The 19,405-nt window shown below is 55.2% G+C and carries 16 protein-coding genes; 10 read left to right on the top strand and 6 right to left on the bottom strand.

Annotated elements, in window-relative coordinates; genetic code table 11:
• Positions 1-34: 34 nt before the first annotated feature.
• A complete protein-coding gene (locus INF58_RS13070; RefSeq protein ID WP_193527835.1) occupies positions 35-1,144 on the top strand; it encodes a YcbX family protein in 1,110 nt (369 codons plus the stop codon).
• Here INF58_RS13070 and zapC read toward each other — a convergent pair.
• Together zapC and pyrD are read right to left on the bottom strand one after the other, a co-directional pair.
• Positions 1,141-1,683, bottom strand: coding sequence for a cell division protein ZapC (gene zapC, locus INF58_RS13065; RefSeq protein ID WP_063866297.1), 543 nt, complete (start codon positions 1,681-1,683; stop codon positions 1,141-1,143). The genes INF58_RS13070 and zapC overlap by 4 nt on opposite strands.
• A 166-nt stretch (positions 1,684-1,849) precedes the next feature.
• On the bottom strand, positions 1,850-2,860 hold the full coding sequence (gene pyrD, locus INF58_RS13060) for a quinone-dependent dihydroorotate dehydrogenase (RefSeq protein ID WP_063866295.1): 1,011 nt from the start codon (positions 2,858-2,860) through the stop codon (positions 1,850-1,852).
• Between the two features lie 249 nt (positions 2,861-3,109).
• Here pyrD and ssuE point away from each other — a divergent pair, with 249 nt between their 5' ends.
• From ssuE to ssuB, 5 genes are read left to right on the top strand one after another with little or no spacing between them, the layout of a single operon-like run.
• Positions 3,110-3,685, top strand: a complete 576-nt coding sequence (ssuE, locus tag INF58_RS13055; protein ID WP_063449145.1) for an NADPH-dependent FMN reductase — start codon at positions 3,110-3,112, stop codon at positions 3,683-3,685.
• Positions 3,678-4,640, top strand: coding sequence for a sulfonate ABC transporter substrate-binding protein (locus INF58_RS13050; RefSeq protein WP_193527834.1), 963 nt, complete (start codon positions 3,678-3,680; stop codon positions 4,638-4,640). Before ssuE ends, INF58_RS13050 begins: the two co-directional genes overlap by 8 nt.
• Positions 4,637-5,782 (top strand): FMNH2-dependent alkanesulfonate monooxygenase, encoded by a 1,146-nt coding sequence (gene ssuD / locus INF58_RS13045; RefSeq protein ID WP_063866293.1) that lies wholly within the window; start codon positions 4,637-4,639, stop codon positions 5,780-5,782. Before INF58_RS13050 ends, ssuD begins: the two co-directional genes overlap by 4 nt.
• Positions 5,783-5,791: 9 nt before the next feature.
• Complete coding sequence (ssuC, locus tag INF58_RS13040; protein WP_107535066.1) at positions 5,792-6,583, top strand: aliphatic sulfonate ABC transporter permease SsuC; 792 nt, start codon at positions 5,792-5,794, stop codon at positions 6,581-6,583.
• Complete coding sequence (ssuB, locus tag INF58_RS13035) at positions 6,580-7,350, top strand: aliphatic sulfonates ABC transporter ATP-binding protein (RefSeq protein ID WP_063866291.1); 771 nt, start codon at positions 6,580-6,582, stop codon at positions 7,348-7,350. Before ssuC ends, ssuB begins: the two co-directional genes overlap by 4 nt.
• Positions 7,351-7,439: 89 nt before the next feature.
• On the opposite strand, the gene pepN is transcribed toward ssuB, so the two are convergent.
• Positions 7,440-10,052: an aminopeptidase N gene (gene pepN, locus INF58_RS13030; protein ID WP_193527833.1), complete on the bottom strand. Its 2,613-nt coding sequence runs from the start codon at positions 10,050-10,052 to the stop codon at positions 7,440-7,442.
• Between the two features lie 254 nt (positions 10,053-10,306).
• Between pepN and pncB the strand changes: the two genes are divergently transcribed.
• From pncB to INF58_RS13010, 4 genes are all read left to right on the top strand, one after another.
• Positions 10,307-11,509 carry a nicotinate phosphoribosyltransferase gene (gene pncB, locus INF58_RS13025; RefSeq protein WP_063449151.1) on the top strand — a complete coding sequence of 401 codons (1,203 nt, stop codon included), beginning with the start codon at positions 10,307-10,309 and terminating at the stop codon, positions 11,507-11,509.
• A 167-nt stretch (positions 11,510-11,676) separates the two neighbouring features.
• Positions 11,677-13,077, top strand: coding sequence for an asparagine--tRNA ligase (gene asnS / locus INF58_RS13020; protein ID WP_003858191.1), 1,401 nt, complete (start codon positions 11,677-11,679; stop codon positions 13,075-13,077).
• Between the two features lie 607 nt (positions 13,078-13,684).
• Positions 13,685-14,743: a porin OmpF gene (ompF, locus tag INF58_RS13015; protein ID WP_063866289.1), complete on the top strand. Its 1,059-nt coding sequence runs from the start codon at positions 13,685-13,687 to the stop codon at positions 14,741-14,743.
• Positions 14,744-14,927: 184 nt separating this feature from the next.
• Positions 14,928-16,118, top strand: coding sequence for an amino acid aminotransferase (locus INF58_RS13010; protein ID WP_102749628.1), 1,191 nt, complete (start codon positions 14,928-14,930; stop codon positions 16,116-16,118).
• 54 nt (positions 16,119-16,172) lie between these two features.
• Here INF58_RS13010 and INF58_RS13005 read toward each other — a convergent pair whose 3' ends face one another.
• From INF58_RS13005 to ldtD, 3 genes are all read right to left on the bottom strand, one after another.
• Positions 16,173-16,820, bottom strand: a complete 648-nt coding sequence (locus tag INF58_RS13005) for an MBL fold metallo-hydrolase (protein WP_063866286.1) — start codon at positions 16,818-16,820, stop codon at positions 16,173-16,175.
• 20 nt (positions 16,821-16,840) lie between these two features.
• Positions 16,841-17,392, bottom strand: a complete 552-nt coding sequence (locus INF58_RS13000; RefSeq protein WP_193527832.1) for a YcbK family protein — start codon at positions 17,390-17,392, stop codon at positions 16,841-16,843.
• A gap of 175 nt (positions 17,393-17,567) precedes the next feature.
• Positions 17,568-19,391 carry a L,D-transpeptidase gene (gene ldtD / locus INF58_RS12995; RefSeq protein ID WP_063449155.1) on the bottom strand — a complete coding sequence of 608 codons (1,824 nt, stop codon included), beginning with the start codon at positions 19,389-19,391 and terminating at the stop codon, positions 17,568-17,570.
• Positions 19,392-19,405: the final 14 nt, after the last annotated feature.

The following is a 19,405-nucleotide window of genomic DNA, read 5'->3' as shown; positions in this document are numbered from 1 at the left end:
AGTTGAAGGCTTATTTCTTTAGCGGGAGTGTGCAGTGGCGACGTTATCCAGGCTTTTTATTCATCCGGTGAAATCCATGCGCGGCATCGGCGTGACCCACGCGCTGGCAGATATGAGCGGCTTCGCCTTCGATCGCATTTTTATGGTCACCGAGCCTGACGGTACGTTCATCACCGCTCGCCAGTTCCCGCAAATGGTTCGCTTTACCCCTTCCCCGCTTCATGACGGTTTGCATTTGACCGCGCCGGACGGCTCAAGCGTGGTTGTCCGCTTTGCTGATTTTGCGCCCGTCGATGCGCCAACGGAAGTATGGGGGAATCATTTTACCGCGCGTATCGCGCCGGACGCTATAAACCAGTGGCTGAGCGGCTTTTTCTCCCGCGACGTTCAGCTGCGCTGGGTTGGACCCGCGCTGACCCGTCGCGTAAAACGCCACGACGCGGTTCCCCTCTCCTTCGCGGATGGATTTCCCTTCCTGCTGACCAGCGAGGCCTCGCTGCGTGATCTACAGCGCCGCTGCAAAGCCAGCGTGCAGATGGAGCAGTTTCGCCCAAATCTGGTGGTGACCGGCGCGGACGCCTGGGATGAAGATACCTGGAAAGTCATCCGCATCGGCAGCGTTATTTTTGATGTCGTGAAGCCGTGCAGCCGCTGTATTTTCACCACCGTCAGCCCGGAGAAAGGCCAGAAACACCCTTCCGGCGAACCGCTGAAAACGTTGCAGTCATTTCGTACCGCGCAGGATAAGGGTGATGTCGACTTCGGCCAGAATCTGATCCCCCGCTCCAGCGGCGTGATCCGCGTGGGCGACGAGGTCGAAATTCTGACTCGCGGGCCTGCACGAGTGTACGGCGCAGGCCAGCAAGATGAAATGGCCGCCCCTGAGACAAACGTCGCCGCTGCGGTGGATATTCACTGGGAAGGCAAGGTCATTCGTGGCAATAATCAGCAGGTGCTACTGGAGCAGCTGGAACAGGCAGGGATCCGCGTACCGTATTCCTGTCGCGCGGGGATCTGCGGATGCTGTCGCATTAAACTGGTCGATGGTGAAGTGAGTGCCCTGAAGAAATCTGCGATTGGCAATGACGGCACGATCCTGTGCTGTAGCTGTGTGCCAAAAACGAGCGTACAGCTCGAAGCTTAAACCGCCTGTTCGAGGCTGAAGGCATCCACGCGCAGCTGTGGCTTCAGCCTGTCATTCATCACTTTAATGGCGTCGCCTAACTGCATCACTCGCCCGGCAATGGTCACGCCGGGTTGGGCCAGCAGACAGAGCGCGGCGTTTTCACCGGGTTCAACCACCAGCAAATTCACCTCTTCTTCGGTATCGCTCAGATTGACGCTTGCCGCATCGCCGGTAGCCGGGGTCCAGCTCATGCCGTGCGCGAGGAAATGCCAGCTTTTCGGCATTTGTGGTTTCAGGAAACGGATCGCCACCAGCGCATTTAATACCAGTTCAGCGCGCTGTTCTTTGGAGAGATCGAAGTCGCGGCATTTTTCTTCGAAAGAGAAATAGAGCGCGGCGTCGTCAACGCAAAAGCCTGAAGGAGCAAACGCGTCTGGGGTTAACATTCGGCGCGCAAAACGAGAACGAAACAACATGCCATTGGCTAAGTCGAGCATCATGCGGTCATGCTCTTCACAAAAATACCAGCGCCAGTTATCGTCAGGTTTAATTCGCATGTTTCTCTCCCGTCCCCAAAACGTCCTGTACTAAAAATGTCCTGTTTGCCGCTTCGCTTATAACACTAGTAATAAAAGACTATAATGTCTAAATAAGCAACAATGACGGAATATAAAACAACCAGGGCTGGAAATAAAGCCCTGGTTGTCTGATTAAGAGAAAAGATTAGATATGCGTGACGATTTCTTTAATCAACGGCGGCCCTTTGAAAATAAAGCCGGAATAAATTTGCACCAGTGATGCACCAGCCGCCATCTTCTCACGTGCAGCAATGACGGAATCAATGCCGCCCACGCCAATAATCGGCAGCTGGCCTTTTAATTCCGCAGACAGTGCGCGAATAATTTCAGTGCTCTTTAATTGAACCGGACGTCCGCTTAATCCACCCGCTTCGTCACAGTTTTTCATTCCCTGAACGAGGGAACGGTCGAGGGTTGTATTGGTCGCAATCACACCGTCAATATTATGGCGAACTAAACTATCGGCAACCTGGATCAATTCTTCAACCGAAAGATCCGGGGCGATCTTAACTGCGACCGGGACATATTTATGGTGGATCGCCTGTAGCGCCGTTTGTTTATTTTTAATGGCGCTAAGAAGATCGTCGAGCGCTTCGCCATATTGCAATGAACGCAGCCCTGGGGTGTTAGGCGATGATATATTCACCGCGATATAACCCGCATAGGCATAGACTTTTTCCATACAAATCAGATAGTCATCTTTACCCTGCTCGACTGGGGTGTCTTTATTTTTGCCGATATTAATACCCAGCACGCCATCAAAATGGGCTTTTTTTACGTTCTCAACCAGACGATCGACGCCAAGGTTATTAAAGCCCATGCGGTTGATCAGCCCCTCGGCTTCAACCAGGCGGAACAGACGCGGCTTGTCATTTCCCGGCTGCGGGCGCGGCGTCACCGTCCCGATTTCGATTGAGCCAAAGCCCATCGCACCGAGTGCATCAATGCATTCGCCATTTTTATCCAGACCAGCCGCCAGGCCCAGTGGATTTTTGAACGTCAGACCCATGCACTGAACGGGTTTTTCCGGCACGTTTTGACGCACCAGCGCGGCCAGAGGCGTTCCTGTAATACGGCGTAACTGCTGAAATGTAAATTCATGAGCGCGCTCAGGATCGAGCTGGAAAAGGGCTTTACGAACGAAGGGGTAGTACATGAACTCTCCTGGATTCCCGGTGTGCAAACCGGGAGGGGATTATGTGCGATCCCGCCCGGAAAGGGAATTGACCTGTGGCAAAAAAAGCCGTTTAAAACGCAATCGTTTACTTATCGGCAAGCTTCTTATGCATTTTTCAGCATTCATCCTGAGGATAAATCATTTAGTGGAATAACCACGCAATGTCACACTCCTGAAAATTGTTATGAATGTTAGATAAAAGCAAACAATTAGTTATAAGGAGCAACCATGCGCGTCATTACTTTGGCCGGAAGCCCACGCTTCCCCTCTCGCTCCAGCGCTCTGCTGGAATACGCTCGCGAAAAGCTTAATGCTCTGGATGTGGAAGTGTGTCACTGGAATTTACACAATTTCGCGCCTGAAGATCTGCTCTACGCCCGTTTTGACAGCCCGGCGCTGAAAACCCTGATCGAACAGTTTAAGAGTGCTGACGGGCTGATCGTCGCGACACCGATTTATAAAGCCTCTTTTTCCGGCGCGCTGAAAACGCTGCTCGATCTGCTGCCCGAACGCGCGCTGGACGGCAAGGTCGTCCTGCCGCTGGCCACGGGCGGCACGGTCGCCCATTTGCTGGCGGTAGATTATGCCCTCAAGCCGGTTCTGAACGCCCTGAAAGCCCAGGAGATCCTGCATGGCGTGTTCGCTGATGATTCACAGGTGATTGATTATCAGCATAAACCGCATTTTACGCCGAACCTGCAAACCCGCCTCGACGGCGCGCTTGAAACCTTCTGGCATGCCCTCAACCGCCGGGATCGTCACGCAGCGGCAAGTCATCAATCACAAGGAGTGGCCCATGTTTAAAACCGTTACCCGTATCGGGCTGGCAGGTCTGCTGGCAGTGGCGTCACTGGCTCAGGCGGCGGAGACCGCGCCGGAGAGCCTGCGTATCGGTTATCAGAAAGGCAGCGTCAGCATGGTGCTGGCGAAAAGCCATGCGCTGCTGGAGACGCGCTTTCCGGAGACCACATTCTCCTGGGTCGAGTTCCCCGCCGGACCACAGATGCTGGAGGCGCTGAACGTCGGGAGTATTGATTTAGGCAGCACCGGCGATATCCCGCCTATCTTTGCTCAGGCTGCCGGGGCGGATCTGGTTTACGTTGGCGTTGAGCCCGCCAAGCCGAAGGCAGAGGTGATCCTGGTACCGGAAAACAGCGATATTAAAAGCGTCGCCGATCTTAAAGGCCATAAGGTTGCTTTCCAGAAAGGTTCCAGCTCGCACAACCTGCTGCTGCGCGCGTTGCAGGAAGCCGGCCTTAAATTCACCGATATCCAGCCCGTTTACCTGACGCCTGCCGATGCGCGCGCGGCGTTTCAGCAAAAGAACGTCGATGCCTGGGCAATCTGGGATCCCTACTACTCCGCCGCGCTGTTGCAGGGCGGGGTAAGGGTGCTGAAAGACGGCACCACCCTGAAGCAGACCGGTTCGTTCTACCTGGCGGCACGTCCGTACGCAGAGAAAAATGGCGCCTTTATTCAGCAGGTGCTGGATACCTTTACCCAGGCCGATGCGCTGACCCAGAGCCAGCGTCAGCAGAGCATCACGTTGCTGGCAAAAACCATGGGCTTACCTGAACCGGTGATCGCCACGTATCTTGACCATCGTCCACCCACCACCATTGCGCCGGTTAACGCCCACGTTGCCGCGCTTCAGCAGCAAACGGCCGATCTCTTTTATCAAAACCGCCTGGTTCCAAAGCAGGTGAATATTCGCGAACGCATCTGGCAACCCGCTGGCAATGAAGGAAAAAAATCATGAGTCTGAATCTTTTCTGGTTTTTACCCACTCACGGTGATGGACATTATCTTGGTACAGAAGAAGGCGCCCGCCCGGTCGATCACGGCTATCTACAGCAGATCGCCCAGGCGGCAGACCGCATCGGTTTTACCGGGGTGCTGATCCCGACGGGCCGCTCATGTGAGGATGCGTGGCTGGTTGCCGCATCCATGATCCCCGTCACCCAGCGCCTGAAGTTCCTGGTAGCCTTGCGCCCGAGCGTAGTATCTCCCACCGTCGCGGCGCGCCAGGCGGCAACGCTGGACAGGCTGTCCAACGGACGCGCGCTGTTCAACCTGGTGACGGGCAGCGATCCGCAGGAGCTGGCGGGCGACGGCGTCTTCCTCGATCATACCGAGCGTTATGAAGCTTCCGCAGAGTTCACCCGCGTCTGGCGGCGTCTGCTGGAAGGGGAAACCGTTACCTTCGAAGGAAAACATATCCACGTTCGCGATGCGAAGCTCTACTTCCCGCCGGTACAGCAGCCGCGCCCTCCCCTCTATTTCGGCGGATCGTCTGACGTGGCGCAGGCGCTGGCGGCCGAGCAGGTCGATCTCTATCTGACCTGGGGCGAGCCGCCGGAGCTGGTTAAAGAGAAAATTGCCCAGGTACGCGCTAAAGCCGCAGAACATGGTCGTACGGTACGCTTCGGTATTCGCCTGCATGTGATTGTACGTGAAACCAACGACGAGGCCTGGCAAGCCGCAGACCGTCTGATCGCTCATCTGGACGACGACACCATCGCCAAAGCACAGGCCGCCTTTGCCAAAACCGACTCCGTAGGCCAGCACCGAATGGCCTCCCTGCACAACGGCAAGCGCGAGAATCTGGAGATCAGCCCAAACCTGTGGGCCGGTGTGGGACTGGTGCGCGGCGGCGCCGGTACGGCGCTGGTGGGCGACGGTCCAACCGTGGCGGCACGCATTAATGAATATGCAGAGCTGGGAATCGACAGCTTTATCCTCTCCGGCTATCCGCATCTGGAAGAGGCGTACAAGGTGGGTGAACTGCTGTTCCCGCATCTGGATGTCGCTATCCCGGAAATTCCGCAGCCGCGTCAGCTTCAGTTGCAGGGTGAAGCCGTGGCGAACGCGTTTATTCCGAGAAAAGTCGCGCAAAGCTAAGGAGCCGCCATGTCTGCAATCGCACAAAAATGGCTGCTGCGCGCCGCGCCGTGGTTTCTGCCCGTCGGCATTGTCCTCGTCTGGCAGCTGGCGTCGTCAACCGGCTGGCTGTCGAGCCGCATTTTGCCCTCGCCGGAAGGCGTTGTGGAAGCGTTCTGGTCGCTCAGCGCCAGCGGTGAGCTGTGGCAGCATCTGGCTATCAGCTCCTGGCGCGCCGTAATCGGCTTTTCGATTGGCGGCAGCATCGGCCTGACCCTGGGGCTCATCAGCGGCCTGTCCCGCTGGGGCGAGCGGCTGCTGGATACCTCCGTTCAGATGCTGCGTAACGTGCCGCATCTGGCGCTGATCCCGCTGGTTATCCTGTGGTTTGGCATTGATGAGAGCGCCAAAATCTTCCTCGTGGCGCTGGGGACGTTGTTCCCGATTTATATCAATACCTGGCATGGGATCCGCAATATCGATCGCGGGCTGGTTGAGATGGCCCGCAGCTATGGCCTGTCGGGTTTTGCTCTGTTTACCCATGTGATCCTGCCGGGCGCCCTGCCCTCCATTATGGTCGGCGTACGTTTTGCGCTCGGCCTGATGTGGCTCACCCTGATCGTGGCGGAAACCATTTCGGCAAACTCCGGCATTGGTTATCTGGCGATGAACGCCCGCGAGTTCCTGCAAACGGACGTGGTGGTGGTTGCCATTATCCTTTATGCCCTGCTCGGCAAACTGGCGGACGTCAGCGCCCAGTGGCTGGAACGTAGCTGGCTGCGCTGGAACCCGGCCTATACCGCTCAGGAGGCGAAAGCATGAATACTGCACGACTGAACCAGGGGACACCGTTACTGCTGAACGGCGTGACCAAACGCTACGGCGAAAACACCATTCTGAATGCACTGGATCTGCATATCCCTGCCGGACAGTTTGTGGCCGTTGTCGGACGCAGCGGTGGCGGCAAAAGTACCCTGCTGCGTCTTTTAGCCGGGCTGGAAGCCCCCAACGGCGGTGACATTCTGGCGGGCACGACGCCGCTGGCCACTATTCAGGATGATACGCGCATGATGTTTCAGGACGCGCGTCTGCTGCCGTGGAAAACGGTGATGGATAACGTCGGGCTGGGCCTGAAGGGCAGCTGGCAGGAGGAAGCCCGGCAGGCACTCGCCGCGGTCGGGCTGGAGAATCGCGCGGGAGAGTGGCCGGCCGCGCTGTCGGGAGGACAGAAGCAGCGCGTGGCGCTGGCGCGCGCGCTGATTCATCGTCCCGGCCTGCTGCTGCTTGATGAACCGCTCGGCGCCCTCGACGCCCTGACGCGGATCGAGATGCAGGATTTGATTGAATCGCTCTGGAAGGCGCACGGCTTTACGGTGCTGCTGGTGACGCATGACGTCAGCGAAGCCGTGGCGATGGCCGACCGGGTGCTGTTAATAGAAGAGGGAAAAATCGGTCTGGATCTGATGGTGGATATTCCACGCCCTCGCCGGGTGGGGTCAGCGAGACTGGCGGAGCTGGAGGCGGAAGTGCTGGATAGAGTGATGAAACGTGGAGTGAGTGAACGGGCATTGATTAAGGCTAATGCCTGATGCCCTCTCCCACAGGGAGAGGGAGAAAACCGATGCCCCGCTACTCCACGTAGGCCCGGTAAGCGTAGCGCCACCGGGCTTTTTTTACATCAGGCCAGCGCCTTCGCAATCTTCTCGTACAGATCGCCAGACAGGTTGTCCAGCCCTTTCAGCTGCTCAAGCGCGGCGCGCATTTTCGCCTGGCGCTGTGCATCGTAGCGTTTCAGGCGGATCAGCGGCTCAATCAGACGAGACGCCACCTGCGGGTTACGGCTGTTCAGCTCGGTCAGCATTTCAACCATGAACTGATATCCGCTGCCGTCTTCGGCGTGGAACGCTGCCGGGTTGCTGCTGGCAAACGCGCCAATCAGCGAGCGGACGCGGTTCGGGTTGCTCATGGTGAACGAACGGTGCTTCAGCAGGCTGCGTACGTTGCTGAGCACATCGGCTGCCGGGCTGGTGGCCTGAAGGATGAACCACTTGTCCATTACCAGACCATCCTGATGCCACCTGTCGTCGTACTCCTGCATCAGCGCATCGCGGCACGGCAGCTCGGCGACAACGCTTGCAGCCAGTGCGGCCAGCGCATCCGTCATGTTATCGGCCTCGTGGTACTGCTTGCTCACCAGCGTGTTCGCCAGCTCTGCCTCACCAAACGCCAGATAGCGCAGGCAGGTATTGCGCAGGGTACGCTTGCCAATATCCGCATGCTCCACGCGGTACGCGTCCAGCTTGTTGGCGTTGTAAATCGCCAGGAACTCGTCCGCCAGCTCGGTCGCCAGCGTGCGGGTCAGCGCTTCGCGCACCGCCACGATCGCAATCGGATCGATGATGTCAAACAGCTCGGCGATTTCAGTCGCGGACGGCAGCGTCAAAATTTCAGCCGCCAGCGCCGGGTCAATTTTCTCATCCAGCAGGATGGCACGGAAGGCGTCTGCCACATGAACCGGCAGCGTCAACGGCTGGCCCTGCTGGTAACGGTTCACGTTCAGCTTGATGTAGGTCGCCAGCAGGCTTTGTGCCGCATCCCAGCGCGAGAAATCGTTGCGCGCGTGACGCATCAGGAACGTCAGCTGCTGATCGCTCCACTTGTACTCGAGTTTAACCGGCGCGGAAAACTCGCACAGCAGTGCAGGCACGGGCTGGAAATAGACGTTATCGAAGATAAAGGTCTGCTCTGCCTGGGTCACGTTCAGTACGTTGTGTACCGGATGACCGCCCTTCTGTAACGGGATCACGTTGCCTTCGTTGTCGTACAGCTCCACGCTGAACGGAATATGCAGCGGGTATTTCTCTTCCTGCTCGGCCGTAGGCGGCGTGCGCTGGCTGATGGTCAGCGTGTACTGCTCGGTTTCCGGGTTGTAGTCGTCTTTGACGGTCACAATCGGCGTGCCGGCCTGGCTGTACCAGCGGCGGAAGTGCGAGAGATCCACGTTAGACGCGTCTTCCATCGCCTGGACGAAATCGTCGCAGGTGGCCGCGCTGCCGTCGTGGCGTTCAAAGTAGAGCTGCATCCCTTTCTGGAAGTTCTCTTCACCCAGCAGGGTGTGGATCATGCGGATAATTTCAGCGCCTTTTTCATACACCGTCAGGGTGTAGAAGTTATTCATCTCGATGACTTTATCCGGGCGGATCGGGTGCGCCATTGGGCTGGCGTCTTCTGCGAACTGGAGGCCACGCATGGTACGCACGTTATTGATGCGGTTCACCGCCCGCGATCCCAGATCGGAGCTGAACTCCTGATCGCGGAAAACGGTTAAGCCCTCTTTCAGACTCAGCTGGAACCAGTCGCGGCAGGTGACGCGGTTCCCGGTCCAGTTGTGGAAGTACTCGTGGCCGATAACGCGTTCAATATCGAGGAAATCTTTATCCGTTGCGGTATCGGTGCGCGCCAGCACGTATTTGGAGTTAAAGATGTTAAGACCTTTATTCTCCATCGCGCCCATGTTGAAGAAATCGACGGCCACAATCATATAAATGTCGAGGTCATATTCGAGGCCAAAGCGCGTTTCATCCCACTTCATGGAGTTAATGAGGGAGGTCATTGCCCATGGCGCGCGGTCGAGGTTGCCACGATCGACGAACAGCTCCAGCGCGACTTCACGGCCAGAACGCGTTTTGAAGGTGTCGCGCAGAACATCGAAATCTCCCGCCACCAGCGCAAACAGATAGCATGGTTTCGGGAACGGATCCTGCCACTGCACCCAGTGACGACCGTTCTCAAGTTCCCCTTCCCCAATACGGTTGCCGTTGGAGAGCAGGTACGGGTACAGCGTTTTGTCGGCAATAATTTTAGTGGTAAAGCGCGCCAGCACGTCCGGACGATCCAGATACCAGGTAATGTGGCGGAAACCCTCGGCTTCACACTGGGTACACAGGGCCACGCCTGACTGGTAAAGCCCTTCCAGCGCGGTATTGGCGGCGGGGCTGATTTCATTCACGATGCGCAGCGTAAAGCGTTCCGGCAGGTTGTCGATGACCAGCTGGTTGCCTTCTTCTTTATAGTCTGACCAGGCTTCATCATTAATATGCAGGGAAACCAGCGTCAGGTCTTCACCATCCAGACGCAGCGGCACGGCTGTCGCGCTCTGGCGCGTCACCTGGCTTACCGCCGTCACGACGGTTTTTGTGGCATCCAGGTCGAAGGTCAGATCGATATCGCTTATCAGGTATTCCGGCGCACGGTAGTCGTGGCGGTATTTAGCTTGTGGCTGTTGTGTCATAGAAAACCTTATGCATCGTTTGTCGAGTAACGATTCAATATATTCCTGTTGTGTAAAACGCGCTATGCAGAATGTTCATCTTTTCAGGCACAACGCCCTTTTTAGCTACATTTTTGTAACACAGGGCACGAAATGCTCTCGACCATAAAGTGTGCTTATGTTGTGATCGGGGTTCAATAAATCACTAAACAGGGTATACTCCGGAGTTGTTTATTGTACTAAACGCTCCCGTGAGAGGATGCTACAGCGCACCTATGACTCAATTCGCTTCTCCGGTTCTGCATACGTTGCTGGATACCGATGCGTACAAGCTGCATATGCAGCAAGCCGTGTTTCACCACTATCATGATGTTCATGTTGCGGCGGAATTTCGCTGCCGGGGTGACGACTTGCTGGGTATCTACGCAGATTCCATTCGTGAACAGGTCGATGCCATGCAGCATCTGGCGCTCACCGATGACGAATATCAATGGCTTTCTGGCCTGCCTTTCTTTAAAGCGGACTATCTGAACTGGCTGCGCGACTTCCGCTATAAGCCGGAACAGGTCACCGTCACCAATGATAACGGCAAGCTGGACATTCGCCTGACCGGTCCGTGGCGCGAAGTGATCATGTGGGAAGTGCCGCTTCTGGCAGTGATCAGCGAGCTGGCCCACCGCTATCGTTCCCCTGAAACCGGTGTGACGCAGGCCGTTGCCGCTCTGGAAAATAAACTCGTTGAGTTTAACCAGCTGACCGAAGGGCTGGATATGTCCCGATTCCGTCTGATGGACTTTGGCACGCGCCGCCGCTTCTCTCGCGAGGTTCAGGAAGCCATCGTCAGACGCCTGCAACAGGAGCCGTGGTTCGTTGGCACCAGTAACTACGATCTGGCGCGCCGTCTTGATTTAACGCCGATGGGCACCCAGGCGCACGAATGGTTCCAGGCGCACCAGCAGATCAGCCCAGACCTCGCTAACAGCCAGCGAGCCGCCCTCGCCGCGTGGCTTGATGAATACCCGGATCGGCTGGGTATTGCCCTTACCGACTGCATTACCATGGACGCGTTCCTGCGCGACTTTGGCCCTGAGTTTGCCGAACGCTACCAGGGGTTACGCCATGATTCCGGGGATCCGGTTGAATGGGGTGAGAAAGCCATTGCCCATTACGAAAAGCTGGGTATCGACCCAATGAGTAAGGTGCTGGTCTTCTCCGATAACCTTGACCTGGCAAAAGCCATCGACCTTTATCGTCACTTCTCTTCCCGAGTGAACCTGAGTTTTGGGATTGGTACGCGGTTAACCTGCGATATTCCTCAGGTGAAACCGCTGAACATCGTTATAAAACTGGTGGAATGTAACGGTAAGCCGGTCGCGAAGCTCTCCGACAGCCCGGGCAAAACCATCTGCCATGACAAAGCGTTTGTTCGCGCATTACGCAAAGCCTTCGATCTTCCTCAGGTCAAAAAAGCCAGTTAACCGCTTCGGGGAGCCTTCATGGCTCCCCTTCTCTTATTTATTTCTTATTTCTTCTCTCAAGACGGTGAAATTTACTTGTCTGATAGCGGATGGCAGGTAACATAGATATCCCCCCAATAAGGGCGGACAAGTGTTTATTTTTTCCGACTATTAACAGAGAGAATATTATGAGCGTTGTGCCTGTAGCCGACGTACTCCAGGGCCGTGTCGCCGTTGACCAGGAGGTCACCGTGCGCGGATGGGTGCGTACTCGCCGAGATTCTAAAGCTGGCATCTCCTTCCTCGCCGTCTATGACGGTTCCTGCTTTGATCCTGTACAGGCCGTCATTAATAATTCTCTGCCCAATTACAATGATGACGTTCTGCACCTGACAACAGGCTGTTCCGTGATCGTCACCGGTGTTGTGGTGGCCTCTCCGGGCCAGGGTCAGAGCTACGAAATTCAGGCGACCTCGGTGGAAGTGACCGGCTGGGTTGAAGATCCGGACACCTATCCGATGGCTGCAAAGCGTCACAGCATTGAATATCTGCGTGAAGTCGCGCACCTGCGTCCGCGCACCAACCTGATTGGTGCGGTTGCGCGCGTGCGTCATACGCTGGCGCAGGCGCTGCATCGCTTCTTTGACGAGCAGGGTTACTTCTGGGTTTCTACCCCGCTGATCACGGCTTCTGATACCGAAGGTGCAGGTGAAATGTTCCGCGTTTCAACGCTGGATATGGAAAACCTGCCGCGTACGCCGGAAGGTAAAGTCGATTACGACAAAGACTTCTTTGGTAAAGAAGCCTTCCTGACGGTTTCCGGCCAGCTGAACGGCGAAACCTACGCCTGTGCGCTGTCTAAGATCTACACCTTCGGCCCAACCTTCCGTGCGGAAAACTCCAACACCAGCCGTCACCTGGCGGAATTCTGGATGCTGGAGCCGGAAGTGGCCTTTGCCGATCTGAATGACGTGGCAGGCCTGGCAGAAGCGATGCTGAAATACGTGTTCAAAGCGGTTCTCGAAGAGCGCGCAGACGACATGAAATTCTTCGCTGAGCGTGTCGATAACGACGCCATCGCCCGTCTTGAGCGCTTTGTTTCCGCAGACTTCGCGCAGGTGGACTACACCGATGCGGTCGCTATCCTGGAAAAATGCGGTGAGAAATTCGAGAACCCGGTTTACTGGGGCGTGGATCTCTCCTCCGAGCACGAACGTTATCTGGCAGAGAAGCACTTCAAAGCACCGGTGGTGGTGAAAAACTATCCGAAAGACATTAAGGCGTTCTATATGCGCCTTAACGAAGACGGTAAAACCGTTGCTGCGATGGACGTACTGGCACCGGGCATCGGCGAAATCATCGGTGGTTCCCAGCGTGAAGAACGTCTGGACGTGCTGGACGCGCGTATGCAGGAGATGGGTCTGAACCCGGCGGACTACAGCTGGTATCGCGACCTGCGCCGCTACGGCACCGTGCCGCACTCCGGCTTTGGCCTGGGCTTCGAGCGTCTGATTGCCTACGTGACAGGCGTTCAGAACGTACGTGATGTGATTCCATTCCCACGCACGCCGCGTAACGCAAGCTTCTAACCGTCCACATCAATAATGGCCAGCACTTGCTGGCCATTATTTTATCCTGCAACGTCAGTTTTCGTCAGTCAAAAGTAAGCATCTTTAAACCACAACCCCGCAATAACCTCTACCTGTTACGTTTTGTTTCCACGAAACATCTGGCGACAAAAAAAATAACCCCATTCTTATTGCGCTTAAAGCAATTCTTACGTAATAGCACAAAAAACAATCAACTTCTTAGCCATCTGGATGGCTTTTGCCGATCATAAGAAAAAATGACCCGTTTAACTTCTGTTTATAGGAAAGGCCTTTAGCTAAATTAAATATAAGGAAATCATATATATAAGAATAAAGCGGATGTTTTATTCACCAGACTGCGCTGAAATTTGAGGTGCTTCACAAAGTTCCCGAAAATACATATTTAGTTACACATATTTTCTTTTTGTAACTGAATCTTGAAGATTGTAGCACTTTCAGTGTAGCGAAACGCTTCTATGAATGGAAAGATGCCTGTCAGACACATAAAGACACCTAACTCTCATCAATAGTTCCGGAAATATTTATTGACAGAATTTATTGACGGCAGTGGCGAGTGTCATAAAAAAACCAATGAGGGTAATAAATAATGATGAAGCGCAATATCCTGGCAGTGGTAGTCCCTGCCCTGCTGGTAGCCGGTGCAGCAAACGCTGCTGAAATCTATAACAAAGACGGCAACAAATTAGATCTTTACGGGAAAGCAGTTGGCCTGCATTACTTCTCTGATAATGACGGCAGCAATGGCGACAACACTTACGCGCGTCTGGGTTTCAAAGGCGAAACGCAGATCAACGATCAGCTGACCGGTTATGGTCAGTGGGAATACAACTTCCAGGGTAACAACTCTGAAGGCGCAGATGCACAGAACGGCAACAAAACCCGTCTGGCATTCGCAGGTCTGAAATTCGGCGATGCAGGCTCCTTCGACTACGGTCGTAACTACGGCCTGGTCTATGACGCAATCGGCATCACCGATATGCTGCCTGAGTTCGGTGGTGACACCGGCGCAACCGATAACTTCTTCTCTGGCCGTACCGGTGGTCTGGCGACTTACCGTAACAGCAACTTCTTCGGCCTGGTTGATGGTCTGAACTTTGGCGTTCAGTACCTGGGCAAGAACGAGCGTGATATCGCAGTACGTTCTAACGGCGACGGCTGGGCGACCTCTCTGAGCTATGACTACGAAGGCTTCGGCATCGTGGGTGCTTACGGCGCAGCTGACCGTACCAACAACCAGCAGACCCTGGACTGGGGTAAAGGCGATAAAGCTGAGCAGTGGGCTACCGGTCTGAAATACGACGCGAACAACATCTACCTGGCAGCGGTATACGGCGAAATGCGTAACGCAGCGCGCCTGAGCAACAGAGGTTTCGCTAACAAATCTCAGGACTTCTCCGTTGTGGCTCAGTACCAGTTCGACTTCGGCCTGCGCCCGTCCATCGCTTACTACAAATCTAAAGCGAAAGACGTAGAAAATATCGGTGACGAAGACTACATCAACTACATCGATATCGGTGCGACCTACTACTTCAACAAAAACATGTCCACCTATGTTGACTACCAGATCAACCAGCTGAAAGACGACAACAAGCTGGGCATCAACAATGATGACATCGTGGCTCTGGGTCTGGTTTACCAGTTCTAATCAACACACCTCATTGTTATATGCTTAATGAACAGGGCTTCGGCCCTGTTTTTTTATTCCTGAAAGAAAAAAATAGCGACTTTTGAAAAGCCGCACGCTTTTCGTCGCAAACGGTTGGCATTTTGTAAATCTACCGTTAACCTGATAGCGGATTTCACTTCTGTAATCACAATGGAACTTCGTCATGTTTGAGAACATTACTGCCGCTCCTGCCGACCCAATTCTGGGCCTGGCCGATCTGTTTCGTGCCGACGACCGCCCTGGCAAAATCAACCTGGGTATTGGTGTATATAAAGATGAAACCGGCAAGACTCCGGTACTGACCAGCGTTAAAAAAGCTGAGCAGTATCTGCTGGAAAACGAAACCACCAAAAACTACCTCGGTATTGATGGTATTCCTGAATTTGGTCGCTGCACCCAGGAGCTGCTGTTCGGCAAAGGCAGCACCATTGTGAGCGAAAAACGCGCCCGCACGGCGCAGACCCCTGGCGGTACCGGCGCACTGCGCGTGGCGGCAGATTTTCTGGCGAAAAACACCTCCGTCAAGCGCGTGTGGGTAAGCAACCCAAGCTGGCCGAACCACAAGAGCGTGTTCAACTCCGCGGGTCTGGAAGTGCGTGAATATGCCTATTACGACGCGGCAAACCACGCGCTGGACTTCGACGGCCTGCTGGCCAGCCTGAGCGAAGCCCAGGCGGGCGATGTGGTGCTGTTCCACGGCTGTTGCCATAACCCAACCGGTATCGATCCTACGCTTGAGCAGTGGGAACAGCTGGCTAAGCTGTCTGTAGAAAAAGGCTGGCTGCCGCTGTTCGACTTCGCTTACCAGGGCTTTGCCCGTGGTCTGGAAGAAGATGCTGAAGGCCTGCGCGCCTTCGCCGCAGTGCATCAGGAACTGATTGTCGCAAGCTCCTACTCCAAGAACTTTGGCCTGTATAACGAGCGCGTCGGTGCCTGTACGCTGGTGGCTGCTGACGAAGCAACCGTCGATCGCGCATTCAGCCAGATGAAGTCCGTGATCCGCGCTAACTACTCCAACCCACCAGCACACGGTGCGTCTGTCGTTGCGACGATCCTGAGCAACGATGCGCTGCGCGCAATCTGGGAACAAGAGCTGAACGATATGCGTCAACGCATTCAGCGCATGCGTCTGCTGTTTGTGAACACGCTGGCAGAGAAAGGCGCTAACCGTGATTTCAGCTTCATCATCAAGCAGAACGGCATGTTCTCCTTCAGCGGCCTGACCAAAGAGCAGGTGCTGCGCCTGCGTGAAGAGTTTGGCGTGTATGCCGTTGCCTCTGGTCGCGTGAACGTTGCAGGCATGACGCCTGACAACATGGCACCACTGTGCGAAGCCATTGTCGCAGTGCTGTAATCAGCACCCACAAAAAAAGCCTGCATCATGCAGGCTTTTTTTATTTAACCGGGTTTACCAGACGGGCATTTCATCCTGAAGGAACGGGTTATGCAACCGCTCATCGCCCAGCGTCGACTTCGGACCGTGGCCAGGAATAAACGTCACGTCATCACCTAACGGCAATAACTTCTGCTTAATCGACTGAATCAGCTGACCGTGATCGCCGCGCGGGAAATCGCTGCGTCCTACGCCCCCTTTGAAAATCACGTCACCCGAAATCAGCAGACGCGACGAGTCATCAAAGAAGACGATATGACCGGGCGTATGCCCCGGGCAATGCAACACCTGTAAAGTCACATTCCCTACGTTAACGCGATCGCCTTCGTTCAGCCAGCGGTCAGGTGTCAGTGGCTGACAGTCTTCCAGGCCAAACATACGGCTTTGAGCAGGTAATCCCTGTAGCCAGAACTCATCTTCTTTTTCCGGGCCGATAATCGGCACACCGTAGTGTTCAGCCAGTTCAGCCGCTGCACCCACATGGTCGAGATGACCATGGGTCAGTAAAATCTGCATCAGCGTTACACCGCTGGCAGCGACTTCCTGCTTGATTGTCTCAGCGTCTCCGCCGGGATCGACAAGCGCGGCCAGTTTAGTTTGTTCACACCAAATCAATGAACAGTTCTGTGAGAATGCGGTAACCGGAATAATACGATAGTTCATACTGCTCCTGTGTTTCGTTATTACCAGTGCCGAACCGGCCCGGTATCAATATGCACAAAGTTGCTACGTGGGTAGTATCCTACACCACCTGCGCGCATAGATAACGCCGCTTTGCGAATATTGGCTAACGAAACGCCTTCAATATGGAAATCCATCGCCTGCCCTTTCGTGTGATAGCTTTTTTTCGCTACCCCACGGCTGTGGGCGCGCAGTTCATTGTTGGTATCCAGAGAGCGATAGCCAGAAATGAGCTGCACCGGCCTTTTGGTCCCCAGCAGTCCCTGCAAGCGGTAAAGCTGATCGAATAATCCAGGATCGATGGCTTTGATTTTGTTCGCGCGGAAATCACGGAAAAAATGGTTGAGTCTTGCTAATTCATCCTGAATATAGCCTCTGCCATCGAAAAACTCCGCTTTAAGCGTCTCACCAGTATGCAGATTGTTGAGCGTTAAAATACGCGGACGAGGTGTCGAGAGGGTGGCAAATGCTGGCGTCGGAAGGATGGCAGCTGCGCCCAGCGCAACGCCACTTAACGCCAGCAATTTGCGGCGATTAGCGTCAAATTTGTCCATGATAATCAGGTCTACAGGTAAAAGAAATTGTCAATATGCTTAGCGCACGAAGGGCACCATAACTGGCAAAACCTGCTACGTCAAGGCGCCCAACCCCAGTGAATACGCGGCTTGAAGACAGATCGCCTTATATTCACCATAACTTACGACAATCATTTTCACCGAACTACTTCATTTACCTGATTAATTGTTCCGCTTTTGGCAAGATTTGTGCGCCGGATCGCGCTGTCAGATCATAATTGTAAATATCTGTACGATACTGGGTACGTCCGTCTGCCCCCACAAACGCCGTCAGATAGTAAAGATTGACCGGGATATTGTGGCGGATATTGACGTAACGCGTATCCCCCTGCTTCAGGGCATCTGATATCCGCGTATCGTTCCAGCCTGCATCCTGCAACAGCATATTCGCCAGCTCCGAGGCCTTATTCACGCGAACGCAGCCAGAACTGAGCGCGCGTGCGTCTTTCTGGAACAGATTATGGTTCGGGGTATCATGCAGATAGATAGCGTCCGAGCTTGGCATATTGAATTTGTAACGTCCCAGCGAGTTATGCGCGCCCGGTGCCTGCTGGAAACGGAACGGCAGGTTCGACGGGGTAATCGTTGACCAGTCGACCATCCAGGGATCAATCGTCTCTTTGCTGTTCCAGCCGCGCATCACCGTATAGTTGTGTCGCTCCAGATAACCCGGGTCATTCCAGACCTTAGGCAGGATATCTTTGCGCGCCAGCGTCGGCGGCACGTTCCACGGTGGGTTAACCACCACGTTATTCAGCGCGCTGCTCATCATCGGCGTTTTACGGTCAGGTCGACCTACAATCACACGGGACGCCAGCACTTCGCTTCCGTCCTGATAGTAGACCAGCGAGTAGGCCGGAATGTTAACCATAATGCCGGTGGATAACGTGCCCGGCAGCAAGCGCAAGCGCTGGATATTCAGCGCCAGCACCCCTGCCCGCTGGGCCGGAGAGACGTTCAGCCAGTCGCGGGTGGATGGACCAATCACGCCGTCGGCGCCCAGCCCCTGCGCAGCCTGGAACTGCTTAACCGCCGCAACCAGCTCGCGATCGTAAGCGGCGGGCTTATTGCTCTGCGCAACGGCGGTTTTCTCTTTTACCGGCGCCGACGGGCTGACGACCGCGTTTTGCGTCTCGTCGCCTGGCAGGGCAATTTTAGGGCCGCCGTCAAGCATGCCGGATCGTTTCATAATTTCGCGGATCGCAGGCACATCGCTGCTCCACTGCCCCGGACGAAGCGTTGCTGTTCCACGCAGCTGAGGCCACGGGCGGGAATCCGCAACCAGCTCAAGGAGCGACTGATGCATCGTGGCATATTGCGGATGGGCAGGCGCAAGGCTTGCGATAAAGCGCGGTAGTTCACCGTTATCGAGCGACAGTTGCCACTGATTGATGACGGACAGCGCAGGCGTCGCCAGCTTGTACGGTTTACTGCTGTATAGCCAGCGGTTGCCGTTCACCGAAATGCCCGCCACAAACTGTAAGTAGCCCATCATGGCGTCAGACAGCACCACGTCACGCGCCTGTCCGGTCACGGCAGGGTCGGTCAGAAGCTCAACCCAGGTGGTGAACTGCGGCTGAAAACCTGCAATCGCCACTTCAGCCAGCTGCTGCTGGAAGGCACGGACCGCATCGCGATTTTCCCACATCGGCTTCATGTCGCGCGCGGCGTAAAGCAGCGTAAGCTGATTAATATAAGCGGGGGTATAGCCCGAGGGCAGCCCGGTCATCAGCTGCTGGCGTAATGATTCCGTGTCGATGCCTTCCGGCAGCGGTTTGATGCCGGCCATAATGGCCGTCGCCGGAGACTGATCCAGCGGTTGTGACAGCGACGTCGGCTGCGCGCCCATCGTCGCGGAGCTGTCAGTCGGTACAATTTCAGGCTCATCGGCCTGAGCGCTAAACAGTGGAGCAAACATCACCGTCAGGCATAAACTCAGCGCAGACAGCTGATGACCACGATTCTTCTTAAGCAACATCCCTTGCCCCCTGT

It is taken from the genome of Enterobacter cloacae complex sp. P24RS, assembly GCF_014982165.1.
Classification (GTDB): domain Bacteria; phylum Pseudomonadota; class Gammaproteobacteria; order Enterobacterales; family Enterobacteriaceae; genus Enterobacter; species Enterobacter quasihormaechei.
This window is presented reverse-complemented; position numbering and strand designations above follow the sequence as displayed.